Annotated in this window: 23 protein-coding genes; 12 read left to right on the top strand and 11 right to left on the bottom strand. The window is 62.0% G+C overall.

Features of this window, described 5'->3' with window-relative positions:
• Positions 1–37: 37 nt before the first annotated feature.
• From V5N13_RS09745 to V5N13_RS09735, 3 genes are read left to right on the top strand one after another with little or no spacing between them, the layout of a single operon-like run.
• Positions 38–652, top strand: a complete 615-nt coding sequence (locus tag V5N13_RS09745) for a DUF502 domain-containing protein (RefSeq protein ID WP_332897715.1) — start codon at positions 38–40, stop codon at positions 650–652.
• A 39-nt stretch (positions 653–691) separates the two neighbouring features.
• Complete coding sequence (locus V5N13_RS09740) at positions 692–1,189, top strand: DUF367 family protein (protein WP_336360601.1); 498 nt, start codon at positions 692–694, stop codon at positions 1,187–1,189.
• 51 nt (positions 1,190–1,240) lie between these two features.
• A complete protein-coding gene (locus tag V5N13_RS09735; protein WP_332897713.1) occupies positions 1,241–1,390 on the top strand; it encodes a 50S ribosomal protein L40e in 150 nt (49 codons plus the stop codon).
• Here the strand turns inward: V5N13_RS09735 and V5N13_RS09730 are convergent.
• Together V5N13_RS09730 and V5N13_RS09725 are read right to left on the bottom strand one after the other, a co-directional pair.
• The gene (locus V5N13_RS09730) at positions 1,387–1,917 is read right to left on the bottom strand and encodes a GNAT family N-acetyltransferase (RefSeq protein ID WP_336360600.1); all 531 of its coding nucleotides are present in this window, start codon (positions 1,915–1,917) and stop codon (positions 1,387–1,389) included. The genes V5N13_RS09735 and V5N13_RS09730 overlap by 4 nt on opposite strands.
• Before the next feature lie 45 nt (positions 1,918–1,962).
• The gene (locus V5N13_RS09725; RefSeq protein ID WP_336360599.1) at positions 1,963–2,571 is read right to left on the bottom strand and encodes an MBL fold metallo-hydrolase; all 609 of its coding nucleotides are present in this window, start codon (positions 2,569–2,571) and stop codon (positions 1,963–1,965) included.
• Between the two features lie 162 nt (positions 2,572–2,733).
• Here V5N13_RS09725 and V5N13_RS09720 point away from each other — a divergent pair, with 162 nt between their 5' ends.
• From V5N13_RS09720 to hisH, 4 genes are read left to right on the top strand one after another with little or no spacing between them, the layout of a single operon-like run.
• Positions 2,734–2,910, top strand: coding sequence for a DUF5786 family protein (locus V5N13_RS09720; RefSeq protein ID WP_332897710.1), 177 nt, complete (start codon positions 2,734–2,736; stop codon positions 2,908–2,910).
• Positions 2,907–3,458: an endonuclease dU gene (locus V5N13_RS09715; protein WP_336360598.1), complete on the top strand. Its 552-nt coding sequence runs from the start codon at positions 2,907–2,909 to the stop codon at positions 3,456–3,458. The genes V5N13_RS09720 and V5N13_RS09715 overlap by 4 nt, the downstream gene beginning before the upstream one ends.
• Before the next feature lie 26 nt (positions 3,459–3,484).
• Entirely contained in the window at positions 3,485–4,072 is a 588-nt protein-coding gene (locus tag V5N13_RS09710) for a uracil-DNA glycosylase (RefSeq protein ID WP_336360597.1), read from the top strand.
• A 58-nt stretch (positions 4,073–4,130) separates the two neighbouring features.
• Positions 4,131–4,790 (top strand): imidazole glycerol phosphate synthase subunit HisH, encoded by a 660-nt coding sequence (hisH, locus tag V5N13_RS09705; RefSeq protein ID WP_336360596.1) that lies wholly within the window; start codon positions 4,131–4,133, stop codon positions 4,788–4,790.
• Here hisH and V5N13_RS09700 read toward each other — a convergent pair whose 3' ends face one another.
• Positions 4,791–5,138 (bottom strand): hypothetical protein, encoded by a 348-nt coding sequence (locus V5N13_RS09700; RefSeq protein ID WP_332897706.1) that lies wholly within the window; start codon positions 5,136–5,138, stop codon positions 4,791–4,793.
• Positions 5,139–5,184: 46 nt separating this feature from the next.
• On the bottom strand, positions 5,185–5,685 hold the full coding sequence (locus tag V5N13_RS09695) for an HPP family protein (protein WP_336360595.1): 501 nt from the start codon (positions 5,683–5,685) through the stop codon (positions 5,185–5,187).
• 86 nt (positions 5,686–5,771) lie between these two features.
• Here V5N13_RS09695 and V5N13_RS09690 point away from each other — a divergent pair, with 86 nt between their 5' ends.
• From V5N13_RS09690 to V5N13_RS09675, 4 genes are all read left to right on the top strand, one after another.
• On the top strand, positions 5,772–6,887 hold the full coding sequence (locus V5N13_RS09690) for a tRNA (guanine(26)-N(2))-dimethyltransferase (RefSeq protein ID WP_336360594.1): 1,116 nt from the start codon (positions 5,772–5,774) through the stop codon (positions 6,885–6,887).
• 137 nt (positions 6,888–7,024) lie between these two features.
• Positions 7,025–7,822 (top strand): YihY/virulence factor BrkB family protein, encoded by a 798-nt coding sequence (locus tag V5N13_RS09685; protein WP_336360593.1) that lies wholly within the window; start codon positions 7,025–7,027, stop codon positions 7,820–7,822.
• A 21-nt stretch (positions 7,823–7,843) separates the two neighbouring features.
• Positions 7,844–9,091, top strand: coding sequence for a YihY/virulence factor BrkB family protein (locus V5N13_RS09680; RefSeq protein ID WP_336360592.1), 1,248 nt, complete (start codon positions 7,844–7,846; stop codon positions 9,089–9,091).
• Positions 9,088–9,978 carry a phosphatase PAP2 family protein gene (locus V5N13_RS09675; RefSeq protein WP_336360591.1) on the top strand — a complete coding sequence of 297 codons (891 nt, stop codon included), beginning with the start codon at positions 9,088–9,090 and terminating at the stop codon, positions 9,976–9,978. Before V5N13_RS09680 ends, V5N13_RS09675 begins: the two co-directional genes overlap by 4 nt.
• 20 nt (positions 9,979–9,998) lie before the next feature.
• Here V5N13_RS09675 and glnA read toward each other — a convergent pair whose 3' ends face one another.
• The gene (glnA, locus tag V5N13_RS09670; protein ID WP_332897700.1) at positions 9,999–11,372 is read right to left on the bottom strand and encodes a type I glutamate--ammonia ligase; all 1,374 of its coding nucleotides are present in this window, start codon (positions 11,370–11,372) and stop codon (positions 9,999–10,001) included.
• 113 nt (positions 11,373–11,485) lie between these two features.
• On the opposite strand from glnA, the gene lrp reads away from it, so the two are divergent.
• A complete protein-coding gene (gene lrp, locus V5N13_RS09665) occupies positions 11,486–11,956 on the top strand; it encodes an HTH-type transcriptional regulator Lrp (protein ID WP_332897699.1) in 471 nt (156 codons plus the stop codon).
• Between the two features lie 221 nt (positions 11,957–12,177).
• Here the strand turns inward: lrp and thsA are convergent, their stop codons facing one another.
• From thsA to eif1A, 6 genes are all read right to left on the bottom strand, one after another.
• Positions 12,178–13,842, bottom strand: a complete 1,665-nt coding sequence (gene thsA / locus V5N13_RS09660) for a thermosome subunit alpha (protein ID WP_332900066.1) — start codon at positions 13,840–13,842, stop codon at positions 12,178–12,180.
• 133 nt (positions 13,843–13,975) lie between these two features.
• Positions 13,976–14,524, bottom strand: coding sequence for a KH domain-containing protein (locus tag V5N13_RS09655; RefSeq protein WP_336360590.1), 549 nt, complete (start codon positions 14,522–14,524; stop codon positions 13,976–13,978).
• Between the two features lie 53 nt (positions 14,525–14,577).
• A complete protein-coding gene (locus V5N13_RS09650; protein ID WP_336360589.1) occupies positions 14,578–15,816 on the bottom strand; it encodes an MFS transporter in 1,239 nt (412 codons plus the stop codon).
• A gap of 94 nt (positions 15,817–15,910) precedes the next feature.
• Positions 15,911–16,768, bottom strand: coding sequence for an ArsR/SmtB family transcription factor (locus V5N13_RS09645; RefSeq protein WP_336360588.1), 858 nt, complete (start codon positions 16,766–16,768; stop codon positions 15,911–15,913).
• A gap of 41 nt (positions 16,769–16,809) precedes the next feature.
• On the bottom strand, positions 16,810–17,652 hold the full coding sequence (gene rio1, locus V5N13_RS09640; protein WP_336360587.1) for a serine/threonine-protein kinase Rio1: 843 nt from the start codon (positions 17,650–17,652) through the stop codon (positions 16,810–16,812).
• A 42-nt stretch (positions 17,653–17,694) separates the two neighbouring features.
• Positions 17,695–17,991: a translation initiation factor eIF-1A gene (gene eif1A, locus V5N13_RS09635; protein WP_332897694.1), complete on the bottom strand. Its 297-nt coding sequence runs from the start codon at positions 17,989–17,991 to the stop codon at positions 17,695–17,697.
• Positions 17,992–18,002: the final 11 nt, after the last annotated feature.

Genomic DNA, 18,002 nt, shown 5'->3' with positions numbered 1-18,002 from the left:
AAAGGGCTGATAATCGTGGGGCGTGTTGGTACGCTAAATGGCCTCCTGGAAACGCGACATGGCCAGTGGCCTGGTCGTCCTCATCCCTATCCTCGTCGTGGCGTACGTGGTCTTCCGACTGTACATTCTGATTGCGTCGATTTCAGGCGTTGCCAACATCCAACCAATCTGGCTCGGCGTCATTCTGACGCTCCTCGTCTTTTCGCTGTTCGTCCTCGCAGTGGGCTACCTGATGCGAACCGCATTCGGGAGCTTCGTAGAGGAGACCATCGACGGGCTCATGAATCGACTGCCGGGCCTTCGCATCGTCTACAACGCCTCGAAGATGGCAATTGAAACCGCGCTGACCGGCACCGAAGACCTCCAAAAGCCCGTGAAAGTCGAGACGTGGGACGGGCTTCGGATGACCGCGTTCAAGACGGGAAAAATCGCTCCTGATGGCCGCGAAGTGCTCTTTTTACCGACCTCTCCGAACATCACGACTGGCTTCGTCATCGAAGCGGAGTCTGACCGCTTCGAGGAGGTAGACGAGAAGGTAGAAGACGCGCTCATTCGCGTCCTCTCCGCCGGGTTCGGTGAGAACCGAGACTCCGCGGGCGTAAAAATCGACGTGCGCGAAGATGGCGAGAACCCAGCCCCCGGCGACGACTGAACGGAGCGCCTTTACTTTCTCACCACCTACCGGCGAGCAGTGAAGCTGCACGTCCGCTACGAGGGCGACGACGACCCGAAGAAGTGTACCGCCCGCAAACTCGCACGGTTCGACCGCTGTGAGCTACATCGCTCGGCGCGGGCAACGCCCTACGGCGTTATCTTGAACCCCCACGCAGAGCAGGCGCTCTCGCCTGCGGACGCCGAGCACACGAACCTCGTCGCGCTCGACTGCTCGTGGGAAACGGCGGGAGAGGCGATGTTCACCATGCGCGGCGAACACCGTGCCCTGCCCTTCCTCGTCGCCGCGAACCCGGTGAACTACGGCAAGCCGTTCCAGTTGAACACGGTCGAGGCGTTCGCCGCCGGACTTACGATTCTTGGCGAGCGCGAGCACGCAGAAGACATCCTCTCTAAGTTCCGGTGGGGCCACACCTTCCTCGAACTGAACGAGGAACCGCTCCGGCGCTATGCCGAGTGTGCCGATTCGACGGAAATCGTCGCGGTGCAAGACGAGTACTTAGACCGCGGCGAGTGAGTCCGGGGCAACTCGGAAACTTTTAACCGCCACAGGCGGTAACCCGCCAGTATGGCCAGCTTTGAAGCCGCGGAAAAGCGGATTCTCGAAAAGATGATCTGCATGCGGTGTAACGCACGAAACCCAAAACGCGCAGAGAAATGCCGCAAATGCGGCTACGCAAGGCTTCGACCGAAGAGCAAAGAACGGCGCGCAGCCTAAGGCTGCCACTCACGGCCAAGGATGGCGTAACGCTCGATTGCGACGCGCTCGCCGTCCAGAATCGCCGCTTCTTCGAACGTCCCTTCGTGCCGATAGCCGAGGCCCTGCCAGATGCGTGCAGACGCCTCGTTCGGCGCGAGTACGTCCGCGTAGACGCGGTGGAGGCCGCGTTCGCGGAAGGCGTAGTCGGTCATTAATCGACTCGCTTCGGTGCCGTGGCCCGACCCCCAGAACTCGGGGGCGAGAAATAGGCCGATTTCTGCGTTCCCGTCTCCCGCCTCAAACGGGCCGAGGCCAATGGTTCCGGCGCGTTCGCCATCGACACAAATCAGGAGGTTTGCGGCAGTCTCTGCTGAGATGCTCTCTTCGAAATACTTCGTTTCCTGCTTGAGATTGATGGGCGCGCGACTGTAGAGCGTTGGGCGAACCTGCGGGTGATTGATTGTGTCGCGGAGAAATTCGAGATCGGCTTCTTCGATGGTATAGAGCGACAGGCCGTCGCCTTCCATGTAAAGTGCGCCAGGCATGACGCTCAGGACGCAGAACTGACCCAAAAAAGTTGCTCGGCGCGGTTATTCGGGGTACTTCGACTTGCGCTGTTCTGCCCGAGAGAGCGCCGTCTCGATGACATCGCGCACGTCGCCGTGGAACTCGTCGCCGTGGCCCGAGTACATGTGTTCGACGCCTTCGGGGAGGCGCTCGAGAATCTCTTTGATGCTCTCGATGAGGCGTTCGCGCGACTGGCCGGGCATGTCCGTGCGCCCGAAGCTGCCGTAGTCGAAGGCGGCGTCGTTGTGAACGACCACGTCGCCAGAGAAGATGGTCGAATTGCTCACGAGAGAGATGTGGTCTGCAGCGTGACCCGGCGTGTAGATGGCCTCGAACGACTCGTCGCCAATTTCGACAGTCTCGCCGTCGTCTAAGTGGTGGGTTCGCAGGTCGTGTTCGCCGTAGGCGTAACACTCACAGTCGAACGCGTCGAGAACCGCGTCCAGCTTTGCGACGTGGTCGCCGTGCTGGTGGGTGAGCACGACCGCATCGAGGTGGTCTGTGTGCTCGCGGACGGCTTCTACGACGCCATCCATCGCACCTGCGTCGACGAGCACCGTCCGCTCACCGATGACGAGGTAGACGTTAGAGGTGAACGCCTCCGCGTCTTCGGTGATATTGATAACGTGCATACAAACCCGTGGACCCGGGGGTTCTTGAGGCTACCGGGGGAGGCAAGTGAGAGACGCGACGGCTTTCGTCACGAAAGATGATTGTTCGACAGCGCGAACAGAGTTGTTCAGAATACAACAGTTGTCGTGGCCTTTTTCCGCGTGAATCCACAATGGTCCAGTATGGGATTTGGGAGCTACGATGAAACCGAGCAGTCACGACAAGAGGTTGATAGTGACGAAGAAGCTGGTGAAGCTGTAGCGACCAGCGATGCACACCACAATGGAAGCATCGACTACGAAAACGGCGCGTCTTCGGACGAACTGCTCGACCGGTTACAGGAAATAAAGGAGCAGTGAAACAGGGCGTGCGGGCGCTCGGCATCGCCGAGTCGTTCCGCAATGAGCGAAGTACGCTGGCTGGCGTCGTCACACGCGCCAGCCGCGTCGTCGACGGCTTTTCTTTCGAGACGTGTACGGTCGGCGGCCTCGACGCCACAGAAGCACTCTGTACCCTCTACGAGCGCCTCGACCGCGAAGACGTACGCTACGTCATGATTTCTGGTATCGCACTCGCATGGTACAACCTCGTGGACTTACACCGGGTGCACGAGGAAACCGGGCGACCGGTCATCTCTGTGACCTACGAAGCCAGCGACGGACTTGAACAGGGCCTCCGAGACGCCTTCTCGGGCGACGAGTTAGCGGCGCGCATGGCAATCTACGACGCCCAACCGCCGCGCCACGAACTCTCAGTGGGCACGGAGACGGTGTGGGTGCGGTCGGTCGGCTGTTCCCCCGAGGAAGCCGCCGAAGTCGTCCGCGGGTTCACGCCCGAAGGCGGGCGGCCAGAACCGCTCCGGGTGGCCAGACTCGCGGCACGGGCGGCCGACGAGTGGGAGAATTAAGTAGCCCGCTCGCCCAGAGTCTGCCAATGGGAAAAATGGACGGCCTCACCGTCACCGAGTGTACGAAGTGCCCCGACCTCGTGGAGTGTCGGTCGCAAATCGTGAACGGTGTCGGCCCGGCGGACGCGGACATTCTGTTCGTGGGCGAAGGCCCCGGCGCACAGGAGGACGAACAGGGCGAACCCTTCGTCGGACGGAGCGGAACCGTCCTCTCTGACACCCTCCGCGATGTGGGCTTAGAACGCGAGATCGTCCGTATCACCAACTGCGTGCGTTGTCGCCCACCGGACAACCGCAACCCTCGCAAAGAGGAACTCGCAAACTGCCGTGAGTATTTAGAGACAGAAATCGACCGCGTTGACCCCGAACTCGTCGTCACGCTCGGGAAAGTTCCCTCAGAACACCTCTTGGGGCGGTCGGTCGCGGTGACGAGCGAGGCCGGGAGTCTCGTGGACAAAGCCATCGCCGGAAAGCCCCGACGCATCCTCATTTCGGTACATCCAGCGGCGACGTTGTACGACCGCAACCAGACCGACACCTTCGTCGAGACGCTCACGAAGGCCGCGGAGTTCACCACCGACACGGGCGGGCAAAAACGCCTCGGCGACTTCTGACGAGCGCAGAACCCACCGCAACGGAAAGCGACTTGTTCTGCACCGCGAACCTTCACGTATGAGCCAGCGTGCCCCACAGCAGACGGCGATGGCGGACATCGTCGTCGTGGACTACGGTCTTGGCAACCTCAGAAGCGTCACCCGCGGGCTAGAACGCGCCGGGGCGGCGGTCGAAATCACCGACGACCCCGACCGGTTTGCCGACGCAGACGGCATCGTCCTCCCCGGCGTCGGCGCGTTCCGCGAGGGCGTCGAGAACGCAGGCCCCTACCGCGAGGCACTCCGCGCCGCCGCAGATCGCGGCCAGCCCGTCTTCGGGATTTGTCTCGGGATGCAGATGCTCCTCACCGCGAGCGAGGAGGCAGACCGCGCCGGACAGGGCGAGGTGACCGGCCTTGACTTCATCCCCGGAAACAACGTAAAGTTCCGCGAGGGCCAGAAGGTACCCCACATGGGCTGGAACCAACTCACCGTGAAACGCGACCACCCACTCGTGGAAGGCGTCGATGGCGAATACGCCTACTTCGTCCACTCGTACTACGCCGTCCCCGACGCCGAGGACGCGGTTGTGGCGACCACCGACTACGGCATCGAGTTCCCCGCCATCATCGCAAACGAAGCGGGCAACGTCTTCGGCACGCAGTTCCACCCCGAGAAGAGCGGAGAGGCGGGACTCCGTATCCTCAAAAACTTCGTGGACATCTGCATCGCAGACTGATTACAAAAATTCGCGCACGTCCGAGTACCACATGTCATGGTCGTCCACCATGTCGATACGGCGGGCGATTTCTGCGGCGAGGACGTGCCAGCAGAGTTGTTCTGGATCGGCTTTATCGAGGTTGAACGCCGCGTCCTGACACTCGCAAGCGCGCCCCTCGATTACGTACTCGTCTTCGTGGCCAACGACGACGGTGAAGTCGCGGTACTGTTTGACTCTGAGTTCCGAGACGGCTTCGATGGCGCGCACCCCGCGCGAGCCGTGTATCGAGATAATGCGGTCGACGATGGGCGGAGCGAGCGCTCCGGACTCTGCTAAATCGGCCTGCCACCGTTCGACCGCGTTCACGAGGTTCCCTACGGGTCGCGCACCAAAAACCCATGCGATGGCCGGGTTAGGTCTGGCTCGTCGTGCGTGCGTCGACCCATCCGACAGACCGCGTGAAAACGAGGTGGGTCGCCACGAGCACCGCAACGCTTCCGACCATGAGCGCGGCTTCTTCAGGCGAGGAAAGCACACCAAGCGAGACGATGAGGGTCGTCGCACACGCCGGGGCATGGACGGTGTCGGTTTCGAACATCCCGATGCTCGTGAGGATAATCGACAGAATCGCGCTTGCGACGAGCTGTCCCCCCGCGAGCGACGCCGGAGCAAAGGTGGCCGTGATGGTGACGCCGCCTGCGAGAAGCATATAGGAGACGAGGCCGGAAAGCGCGCCGACGAGGTGGCCACCGACGACGCGACGGGGCGAGAGCGTGTCATCATCGGCCGCGAGCATGAACGCGGAAGGACCGAGACTCGGGAAGATGAACGGGTTGCCGGACGCCCACGCGAGCGCGGCAAGGACACTGAACAGCACCCCCGCGTACAGACTCGTCTGGACGGTCCGGCCCATAGCCGTGCTCACGGGTGGAGGAAGAAAATATTGTTCACTCGCCCCGAGAGCGTGTCCCTTTTCGTCTACCACCGGCGAGAACAGATATGCACGTCCGGGAAGGGGACATCGAGGTCGCCGTACCAGAACAGTCAGGCGACTCGATAGAGGACGCCGTGTTCTTCAATCCAAATCAGGAGTTGAACCGTGACATCACCATCGCCGTCCTCAGAGCCTACGCCGAGCGAAACGAGTACGCGAGTTCCTACTTAGACGCCACCGCCGCGAGCGGGATTCGCGGCGTCCGCGCGGCGAACGACGGCTGGGAGGTCACCTGCTGTGACGTAGACGATGACGCCGTTGCGCTCTGTGAGGAAAACTTCGCGCGAAACGATCTCACGGGAACTGCCGTCCGTCGAAATGCGAACGCACTGATGCACGAAGAACGCTTCGACGTCGTGGACGTAGACCCGTTCGGGACGCCCACGCCCTTCGCAGACGCCGCGTTCAACAGCGCGCGAAATCTCGTCTGCGTGACCGCTACCGACACGGCTCCGCTCTGTGGCGCACACTTCAACTCCGGCGTCCGCAAGTACTCTGCGGTGCCGCGAAACACCGATTACCACGCCGAGATGGGGCTGCGCATCCTCCTCTCGATGCTCGCTCGCACCGCCGCCCGCTACGACGTGGGCGTCACCCCCATCCTGAGCCACGTCACCCGCCACTACGTCCGTGTGTATCTCGAATGCAGCCCCCGCGCCACGGACGCGAACCACGCCGTCGATGAACTTGGCTACGTCCACCACTGCAACGAGTGCATGCACCGCGAGTGGGAACAGGGCCTCATCGCCCACCCACCCGAGGCGTGCCCGAACTGCGAGACGGGCATGGTGAGCGCAGGCCCCGTCTGGCTCGGAAGCATCCGCGATCCACACTTCACCGCGGCCGTCCGCGACCACCTCAGCGAGGAGATGGGGCGAGCGAAAAAAGCCGAACGCATGCTCGCAACCGTCGAAGACGAACTCAACGTTCCCTTCCACTTCGACCAGCACAAAGTCTGCAAGCAGTGGGGCGTTTCGGCCCCTGCGATGGACGACTTCCTCGACGTACTCCGTGACGCTGGCTACGACGCGCGACGAGCACACTACGGCGGCACCACCTTCCACACCGACGCGACGATTGCGGAAATCGAGCAGGCCGCCCGCGAGCCGTTCAGTTCTTGAACCGTTCACCCAGCGATTGCCCGACGGCTGTTTCGCTGAGCCCCATCCATGCTGCTTCGTTCGATGCGAACTGTCAAGAATCGCAGGGTGTGGCCACAACCCTTGAAAGGTCCCATCGGTAACGGAGTATCTATCGAATGGCCGCCCTCCACACGGTGAAAGCAGTCGTGACCGTGGCGAAAGAAAAACAGTTGAACGTCAAAGCCGCGAGTCTCGCCTACTTCGCCGTCGCCTCGTTCATCCCATTCGCGCTCCTCTGTATCATCGCGCTCACGAAGTGGGGTGGCGACGGTTTCGCCGCCTTTGTCATCGAGAGTGTCCTTTCGAAGGCGCTCCCGGCACAGTCAGAACAGATTCGGTCGATGGTGATGAACGCCGCGGGGCGAACACGGGCAACGGCCCTCTCCGGCATCGTCCTCTTTTGGTCGTCGCTCCGGCTGTTTCGCGGACTCGATTCGGTGTTCGTCGAACTCTACGGCGACCGCGAAAAACACGGCATTGCAGACCGCATCCAGAACATCACGCTCGCGTTCATCACCGTGACCGGCGCGGTTGCGCTCATCCTCGGGATGGGGTTCGCCCTCGCGGTTCACTTCGACGCCGCGTTCTGGCGGTATCTCGGCCCGCTGCTCCTCGTCCCCGGACTCTCGCTCGTGTTCCTCCCACTGTTTCACATCTTCCCGAAGGGGACGGTTCCACTGGGTGAGGCGCTCCCCGGCGCGCTCATGGCCGCCGTGTCGTGGGCGCTGTTGTTCCTCGTGTTTCGCCTCTACATCACGACCATCGGGCAGGCACGACTCTACAGTGCGGCGGGAATCGCCCTCGTCGTGCTGACGTGGCTGTATCTCGGCGCTATCTTTCTCCTCCTTGGCGTGGTGTACAACGCCGTGACCAACGGCCACGTCGAACCCGAGCGGCCACCGAGTTTTTTGTAGTCGTTGACGAATTGACGAACTGTGAATCAACGCGCCGAAACCATTGCTACCACTGGGAAGGCCATCGTCCGCGAGGCACAAGACCAGCAGATTACGTTTCTGGCAGCCAGCCTCGCCTACTACGCCTTTATCTCGCTCATCCCGTTGTTGTTGCTCACGCTCGCCCTCGGGTCGCTGTTCGGTGGAGAGGCATTCAGCGAAGCAATCGTCGGTGCGCTCTCGGGGATGCTCTCTTCGGACGGTGAAGCCCTCATCGCCGCCGCGCTCACCGGCGCGGCCGGACGGGGTGGCGCGACCATCATCGGCATTGGCTTCCTGCTGTGGAGCGGCCTCAAAATCTTTCGCGCCCTCGACATCGCCTTTTCGAGCGTCTACGACAGCGCGCTGCCCGACTCCATCGTCGCACAGGTGAAAAACGGCCTCGTGACGCTCATCGCGGTCGCGGGCGGCCTTATGCTCACCGCCGCCGTCGGCGCGGCAATCGCGTTCACCGGCCTGCCCGTCCTCCAGCTCGTCGGCCCGTTCGCGCTCGTCATCGTCCTCGCGGTGGCGTTCGTGCCGCTGTACTACTTTTTGCCCGCGGGAGACGTTTCACTCCGTGAAGCGCTGCCGGGCGCGGTGTTCGCCGCGGTTGGCTGGACCGTCCTCCAGACCGGCTTTCGCATCTACGCCGGGCAAGCAGAGCAGTTTCAGGCCTACGGCATCATCGGCGCGGTGTTGTTGCTCGTGACGCTGTTCTATCTCGGGAGCATCGTCTTGCTCGCTGGGGCGGTCATCAACGCCGTTCTCGCCGGGCGAACCGGCGCACCGAAAGACCGGCAGTTACACAAAGGCGGCCCACGACGTGACAAGCGACAACCTGCGAGCATGACCGACGAACGCGACGACACAAAGACGGCCCCCGAATCGGTTTCCGACGAGCTTGCCGCGCTTCGCGCGGACTTAGAAGCGTTCGAGGAGGAAATCGAACAGCGGACGGTCACGCGCGACGAAGTCGAAAGCGACCTCGAACGCTACGTTCGCGGCCGAATGCGCCGAGGCCACGCCCGTGGCTGGGGACCGTATCTCGTGTTGCTCTACGGCACCGTCATGACCCTCGGGGCGTTTTTCTACCTCTCCGGTGGCTGGGCCATCCTCGCGATGCTCGTCGTCTGGCTCTCGACGCTCGGCCTCTACGTCGTGATGCTCGGCGTCGGCCTCGTCGGGAACGCGGTCAACGTCCCCGGCCGGGTGCGTGACCGCTACAGCGCGTGGCGACAAGACAGATGACCAGAGGCTTTGGCGAACTCGACTTTTTGCGTGCCCTCATCCCCGAGGTACTGATACCGCTGTTCGCGCTGGTCACCCAACTCGGTGACCTCTGGTTTTACTTCGTCGTCCTCTCCGTGCTCTACTGGCTCGGGCCGCGAACCCCGCTCTGGCGCGACGGCGTCAACCGAGAGAAGATGGCCTACGTCATCGCACTCACACTCGGCGCGCTCTCGCTCACCCTCGCGCTCAAAGGGCTGTTCGCCCTGCCGCGCCCACCCGCGCCGGACGTCGTGCCCGGCAGCCAGTTCATCCCACAGACCTACCACGCCGCCTATGAGTGGCTCGCGGTCTCTGACGGCTACGGCTTCCCGAGCGGCCACGCCCTCGGCTCGACCGTCGTCTGGGGCGGCCTCGCGCTCACCCTCACCGTGAGTACGTTTCGCCGCCGACTCGCAACCGCGGCGGGCATCGTCGCGCTCATCTCGCTGTCGCGGCTCATCCTCGGCGTCCACTACTTAGTGGATATCCTCGCCGGAATCACCCTCGGGGCGGCCTACCTGCTCGCAGAACGGCGCATCACGGGCGAAGACCCGCGACTCGCCTTCTGGATTGCTTCCGGATTTGCGGCCATCGCGTTCGTGACGACTGGGTTCGGGGTCGAAGGAGCCGCCGCGGTCGGAGCCACAGTTGGCGGCGTGTTCACCTGGCAGGCCGTCTCGCCACGACTCGACCGCACGCCGACCAGACGCGAAGCCTACATCACCGCCGTCATCGGGCTGCCCGTCCTCGGCCTCTTGCTCGCGCTCACGACGACCGTGTCGGAGATACTGGTTGCCTCGCTCCTCGGCAACGCCGCCGTCATCGCGGGACTGTTGGCGCTGCCGCTCGTGAGTAATCGCCAGTAAAAAACCGGTGGATTTCGGCCTTAGAACGTTTCGAGGTAGCGGTCGAGTTCCCACTCGCTGACGGAGATGCGGTAGTCGTCGTACTCCTGAGTTTTCGCCTGAACGAACTTCTCGTAGACGTGCTCGCCAAGGGCCTCCTGGACGAGTTCGTCTTCTTTGAGTGCGTCGAGGGCTTCACCGAGGTTGGATGGGAGCGTCTCGATGCCGTACTCTGCGCGTTTATCGGCGTCGAACTCGTAGATGTTCTCGCGGACTGGGTCGGGCGCTTCGAGGCCTTTCTCGATGCCGTCGAGACCGGCGTGGATGAGCGCAGCGAATGCGAGGTACGGGTTGCACGATGGGTCTGGGAAGCGCGCTTCGATGCGGCTTGCAGCCGGAACGCGGGCGGCAGGCCGACGGATGAGCGCAGAGCGGTTGCGGTCAGACCACGCGACGTACACTGGGGCTTCGTAGCCGGGAACGAGGCGCTTGTATGAGTTAACCGTCGGGTTGCAGACGGCCGTGACCGCAGGCGCGTGTTCGAGGATGCCTGCGAGGAACTGCTTTGCCGTCTCTGAGAGGCTGAACTCGTCGTCGCCGTCGTGGAACGCGTTCTCGCCGTCCGAGGTGAACAGCGACAGATGCGTGTGCATCCCAGAGCCGTTGATTTTGGCGATTGGCTTTGGCATGAACGTCGCGTGGTAGCCGTGTTCTGCGGCGATGGCACGGACGACCATGCGGAAGGTTGCGACGTTGTCGGCCGTGGTAAGCGCGTCGTCGTACTCGAAGTTGATTTCGTGCTGGCCTTCTGCGACCTCGTGGTGGCTGGCTTCGATTTCGAAGCCCATGGACTCTAAGCCGTAGATGATGTCGCGGCGAACGTCAGAGGCGAGGTCTTTTGGGGCAACGTCGAAGTAGCCACCAGCGTCGTTGGTGATCGTCGTTGCGCGGCCGTTCTCGTCCTCTTCGAACAGGAAGAACTCCGGTTCTGGCGCGGCGTTTACCTCATAGCCCATCTCCTCTGCACGGGCGATTGCCTGCTTCAGCACGTAGCGTGGGTCACCCTCGAACGGCTCGTTGTTCGAGGTGTTGACGACGTCGCACATGAGGCGACCGGAGGCGCTGTCTTCGGTGTTGCGCCATGGGAGAATCGCAAACGTTGCTGGGTCGGGCTTGAGCCGCATGTCCGATTCCTGAATGCGTACGAATCCCTCAATGGAGGAACCGTCGAAATAGATGCCTTCGGTAAATGCCTTCTCCGCCTGCGAGGCGGGGACGGCGACGTTCTTCACAGTGCCGAGAATGTCAGTGAACTGGAGGCGAAGGAAATCAACATTGTTTTCTTCGATTTTGTCCACAACAGCCTGTGCTTCTGCCGAAAGACCGCCATCAGTGGCAATATTTTCGTTTGTCATCTTTCTCTTACACGCCTTCGGACTACCTCAATCATTAAAACACTAATGGTCGGTGCAAGTCTCTGATTTGCGTCCAAAATTGGATATTCGTAAAATTCTAATGGGAGGAGGAAGTGGTAGAGAATATGACGTACGAAAACCTCGACAGCAAACTCATCAACGCGCTGCTCGAAGATGGCCGCGCCAGTCTTCGCAGCCTCGCAGACGAACTCGACGTGTCCGTGACAACTGTCTCAAATCACCTGAAGAACTTAGAACAAGAGGGTGTCATCACCGGCTACACCCCAATAGTCAGCTACGACAAACTCGGCTACGGCGTCACCGCAGTCATCCAGCTCAAGGTCGAAGGCTCTGCGCTTCCCGACATCACCGAACAGCTTCGCACCCACCGTCAGATGGTGTCGGTCTACGAAGTCACCGGCGACCACGACATCATCGCGATTGGCAAGTTCAAGGACACAGACGACATGAACAAGCAAATCAAGGCGCTGCTCGTCGAACCCGAAATCAAAGAGTCGAACACGAGCGTCGTGCTGAACGCCGCCGCAGAGCACGAGCAGTTCGACTTAGAAATCGAAGAATAACCACCGAAACCGGGCACCGAGCACGGCGATTTCGCGTGGCGTTTTTTCACAGAGGCAGAAAATACCCACGCCGAGAGCGGCGTTTTTGCAAATACGCAACATCGAAATCGAGGAGCGATGGACGCTCCGCTCGCGGGTGAGCAGCAAAAAATCGGCGTTTGGTTTCGCAGCGATACTGGACGTGGGTTGAGGTGGGTGTATGGTGTTCCTTTGAGGGGAGCTTACATTGCGCCGCCCATGCCGCCCATACCGCCCATGCCACCCATGCCGCCGCCCATACCGCCCATGTCCATGTCGTCATCGTCGTCGTCGACCTGGCCACCGGAGAGGTCGCCAGCCGCGATGACGTCGTCGATGCGGAGGATCATGACGGCGGCTTCGGTTGCGGATTCGATCGCTTGGGTCTTGACGCGGAGTGGCTCCACGACGCCTTCGGCTTCCATGTCGATGATGTCGCCGGTGTAGGCGTCGAGGCCCGTCGTCGTCTCGCCTGCGTCGTGCTTCGAGCGAAGGTTGACGAGGCTGTCGATTGGGTCGAGGCCAGCGTTCTCTGCGAGGGTGCGTGGAATCACGTCGATGGCGTCTGCGAACGCTTCGACGGCGAGCTGCTCGCGGCCACCAACGGAGTCGGCGTAGTCGCGAAGACCGAGGGCGAGTTCCGTCTCCGGTGCTGCGCCGCCGGGCAGGACTTTGCCGTCTTCGAGCGTGACGCGGACGACGCCGAGGGAGTCCTCGATTGCGCGCTCGACTTCGTCGACGACGTGCTCGGTGCCGCCGCGGAGGATGAGCGTGACGGACTTCGCTTCTTTGACGTCCTCGACGAAGATGCGGTCTTTGCCGCCAACGTCGCGCTCTGCGACGGAGCCAGCGAAGCCGAGGTCTGCTTCCTCGATGTCGTCAAGGTTGGAGACGACGCGAGCGCCCGTTGCGCGGGCGAGGCGTTTGATGTCGGACTTCTTGACGCGCCGGGCGGCGAGGATGCCTTCCTTTGCGAGGTAGTGCTGGGCCATGTCGTCGATGCCCTTCTGGCAGAAGACGACGTCAGCGCCGACGGCTTTGAGCTTGTCGACCATCTCCTTCAGCTGTTTTTCCTCTTGGTCGAGGAACTGCTGGAGCTGGTCTGGGTCGGTGACGTTGACTTCGGCGTCGATTTCCGTCTCCTTGATTTCGAGCGCCTGGTCGAGAACGGCGACGTTCGCGTCTTCGACGGCGTACGGCATGTTGTCGTGGACGCGGGTCTTCGAGATGATGACGCCTTCGACGAGTTCGGATTCGTCGATGGAGCCGCCGACGACCTTCTCGACTTTGATGTTGTCCGTGTCGATGCCGTCTTCGTCAGCGACGGCGCGGACGGCGTCGACGACGAGCGAGGAGAGCGTATCCTTCGCGCTCTCCGCACCCTTGCCGGTCATCGCGGTCGCGGCGATTTGGGTGAGAATTTCCTCGTCGTCTGGGGAGACGTCGATGGCGATGTTCTCTAAGATTTCCTTGGACTTGGCTGCGGCCTGACGGTACCCCTGTGCGAGGGTCGTCGCGTGGATGTCCTGTTCTAAGAGGTCTTCTGCCTGCTGGAGCAGGCCGCCCGTGATGACGACGGCGGTCGTCGTCCCGTCACCGACTTCGTCCTCTTGGGTCTGGGCGACTTCGACGATCATGTTCGCCGCAGGGTGCTCAATGTCCATCTCCTTGAGGATGGTCACACCGTCGTTCGTGACGACGACCGACCCCATGGAGTCGACGAGCATTTTGTCCATCCCTTTCGGGCCGAGTGTGGTGCGTACCGCTTCGGCGACCGCCTTGCCGGCGGTGATGTTCATCGACTGCGCATCGCGACCGGATGTGCGCTGGCTATCCTCTGAAAGTACAATGAGGGGCTGGTTGCCCATTCGCTGAGCCATAATCAGTCAGCAGATTGAATGCGATTCTATATAAATCTGTTGGCGGCCAGTTGAGAAAACGTGACACAGAGCCACCGCCAGCGGGTGTGAGAACGACTAACAAACGACAGTTTATATACTGTTAGCCGGAGAAGCGGTGGAACTCCATGCCCTCGGTTTTGAGTTCGTTGTGGGCGCGTTCTAAGTAGGAGTAGACGGTGCCGTGGGGCGCGCCGTCTAAGAGCATTTCTGCGGCTTTGCGGGCGACTTCGACCTGTTTTGGCGTACCGATGATGCCGAGAGTTGAGCCGTAGATGGTGACCGCCGCACCGGACAGTTCGGACATCAGTTGCCGGGTGCGACCGCCTTCACCGATGAGGCGGCCCTTCTGGCGTTTCATGTCGTTTTTGTTGCGGCTGTGGGCGTCGATGTCGATGAGGTCGAACATCATCATGTCGTCGTTGAGCAGGGAGAGCGCCGCGTCCGGGGAAAAGCCCCGACCGATAGCGCGCACCACATCGGGGCCTTTCAGCCCGGCGATGGGGTCGCCAACCGACTCGACTTTCACAGAGCCAGACTCAGAGTCGATGTCGAGGCGTACCTCCGCACGCTCCTCGATTTCGCGCATGGTCGCACCGCCTTCACCGATAAGGACGCCAATGCGGTCTTGCGGAATCTTTACGTGTTGCATGGCGGACTCTACTTTCTCACGCAGTTTTAAGCCTTCGCACACGGCCGACGCGCTCACTCAGCGCCCGCTGTGACGCCGAACTCTACGTCCCCAACCGGCCCCAACCGACGGAGCGTCGGGAGGGCGGTCACGTAGAACGCGACGAACAAGAACGACGCGCCCGTCGCAAGCATGACCGGCTGGGTGCCGTACACGTCAGCCGCCGCCCCACCGAGCAGCGCCCCGAGCGGCGTCGCCACCGTGGCCATGCTCGTGAGCACCGAGGTGACCCGCCCGACGAGACGCTCTGGCATCCCCGTCTGGACGAGCGTCATGATGAGCACGTTCGTCGCGCCGATTGGCACGGAGGCGAGCGCGATGAGCGCGACGGTCAGCGAGAGCGAGGGCGCGAGAATCGCCGCCACCCAGAGTGCCCCGGAGGCGGCGTAGCTCACCACCAAGAGGCGGCCAATCGGGAAGTGGTCGACCGACGACGCCGCAATCGCGCCGACGAGCATCCCCCCAGAAAGCGAGGCGAGCAAGAAACCGTAGGCCGCAGAGTCACCGAGGGTGTCGGCGTACGCCGGAAACACCGCGAACGCCCCGCCAAAGGCGAAGTTCGCCACGACTGCACCCACGATGAGCATGAACAGGGGCGAGTTGCGAAGCGCGGCGATGCCCTCGCGCAAGTCGGTGAGGTAATTCTGGACGGGCGAGCCCGTCGTCTCAGTCGTGTCCTCCGCAGGCGGCACGCGAACGGAAAAAAAGAGCAACGCTGCGGCCGCGAACGTCACCGAATCTGCGAGAAACAGCGCAACTGCGCCGAAGAAGGCGACGATGAGGCCGCCAACGGCGTTGAACACGAAGTCCACACCCTGATAGGCAAACGAGAACGCCGAGTTCGCCGCCACCAGTTCGTCGTCAGCGACGAGCCGCGGCAGCGCGACGATTTGGGCGGGATACACCAACTGGTTGAGCGCAGAGAGGATGGGCATCACCACGAGCACGAACCAGACCGTGAGGTGGCCGGTGTAGTGGGCGAGCGGGATGGCGAGCACGAGAACGCCTTGAATCACTTGCGTCGTGACGAGCACGCGGCGAATCGACAGCCGATCGACGAGCGGTCCGGCGAGAAACTGAAACGCCCCCGGGAGAAGGGTGAGAAAGCCCGCAAGACCAGTATAAAAGGACGACCCCGTGAGCGAGTAGACGAGCCACATCGCCGCGATATAGTAGAGGCTGTCGCCCGCATTCGTGATGAGCCGCCCGGCCATGAGCCGGAGAAATGGCCCATTTCGAGAGAGCGAGTGCATGGCTGCAGTGACGCAGAAAGCGGCCATAAATGATTGCAGGATATCACTTCTGTCGCGTGCGTTGCAGAAGCGAGATTCTGTAAGAATGGAGAGATTATGCGCGGTGTTCGTCGGTAATCGAAAGCGAGTCATCGACGGTGACCGTGAGCGTGCCATCCTCAACGTGACCCGTGGCGCGCAGGCGGAGCGGGTCGGTTGAGACGGTTTCGACGGCCGTGTCTTTGAGCCACTGAAGACGCCACGTCGGTTCGGCAGTTGGCGACACGCCGTGGTCGTGGTGAAACGCAATCACCGCCGGGTCGAACAAGAGCGCCTCTGGAATCGTCATATAGACGGCTTCATCACAGCGCTTACAGCCGAATCGTGCCATCCGGTCATCGGTGCCACGGGCGTCAACGTCGAGTAAAACTTCGGGCGTGGTCCGTCCCTCACAGGAGAGACAGAAGCCATCGACCGCACCGCGGGCTTTCGAGCGCAGCCAGCGGTCGAACACGAGCGGATACTCGTCGCGGTCGTACCCGTCAAACACGCCCGGTGGGACGGCACCGTCTAAGCTGGTTCGCTCGCAGGCCGCACAAATGACCGACGCGCGTTCGTTCTCGTAGGCGAATTCGAGCGCCCCGCCACACGCCGGGCACGGGTCGGGCAGGGTGAACGGGCCAACTGACGCAGCGTGTTCGTACGCCCCGGCGTGAATCGCGCCAACGACGTGCGACCCGGCATACCGCAGGCGGTAGCCGTCTTCGACTTTGTCGATGAAGACGCCCGTGAGCTTTCCGAGGTGGTAGTTGAACTGGCCGGAGTCGCGCATGCCTACGCGTTCGCGGAGGGCGGAAAATGACAACGGACCGTCTCGTGTATCTGCGAGCGCACGGAGGATGGCAACGCGCGTCTCGTTGCCGAGCAGCGCGAACGCCTCGTCAGGGCCGACGTCCTCCACAGATTCGTTCATGACGGGGAAACGTCACTCTCCGATAACTGCGTTTCGCTGGGTCAGTCTTCCTGCCCGGTGACGTGAGCGAGCAGCGAATCGGTGTCGGTATCGATGCCCTGTCGGGCGAAAAAGTTCGCAATGTTGCGACAGTCGCGGGTGAGGAAGTCGCGGTAGTTCGGGTGGTGGACGGTGACCGCTTGGCCGAGGTCGATGACCGTGAGTTCGCCCTCGTGGACGATGATGTTGTACTCAGAGAGGTCGCCGTGGACGAGGCCCGCGTCGTAGAGTCGGCGCATGTATTCGCGGACGACGTTGAAGGCGGTTTCGGGATTCTCGATGTGTACCTCACCGAGGCGGCGGGCGCGGTCCTCGCCCTGACCCAGGTACTCCATGACGAGGACGTTTCGCTCGGTGGCGATTGGCTCTGGGACGCGGACGCCGGCCTTTTTCGCGCGTTTGAGGTTCGCGAACTCCTTTTTGACCCACGCCATCACGACCTGTCGTTTGCGGTTGCCAATCCCCTCGAAGCGCGGGTCGCCTTCTAAGTAGTCGCGCATCTGGCGGAAGTTGCTCGTGTTGATGAGGTACACCTTCACGGCGACTTCGCCGTCGGGCCCGTCCGCGAGGTAGACGTTCGCCTCCTTCCCGGTGGAAATCGGCCCACCAAACGCGTCGATGTAGCCGTCTTGGACGAGTTTGTAGAGCGCCGCGAGCGTCGCGTCGTCGAACACCGCCGCCTCGACTTTGAACTGTTCTGTGTCCTTCAGTCGAATGGCGAACTCCTCGAAGTCGCGGTCGTGGCTCTTTGCGATGCGGTCTGCCTCGCTATCGGGGACGTCGATTTCCTCCCATTCGTCGGCGTCTTCCATCTCGGTGTCTACGAGGCCGTAGTCATCGCTCATCTACGGGAGCGTAAGGTGTCTACGCCTAAAAGCGGTGGCACTTCACGCGGTGATGTGGCCTTCGCGGCGCAACTGGTCTGCTTCCTGCTTTTTGAACCGCCAGACGATGTCCGCCTTCTCGTCTTGCCAGTCCCACGGTTCGACGATGACCACGTCATCCTCTCGAATCCAGACGCGCTTTCGCATCCGACCGGGGATGCGGGCGGTGCGTTCGACCCCGTCCATGCACTGCACTTTCACCCGGTTCGCGCCGAGCATGTCCGTGACGACCGCGAACACCTCACCGTCATCGGGCATCCGCAGGTTTTTCCTGCCCTCATTGCTCTCGTTCTCGCTCATGGGGGCCTGTT

The sequence above is a fragment of the Haladaptatus sp. ZSTT2 genome, from assembly GCF_037081775.1.
Classification (GTDB): domain Archaea; phylum Halobacteriota; class Halobacteria; order Halobacteriales; family Halococcaceae; genus QDMS2.
This window is presented reverse-complemented; position numbering and strand designations above follow the sequence as displayed.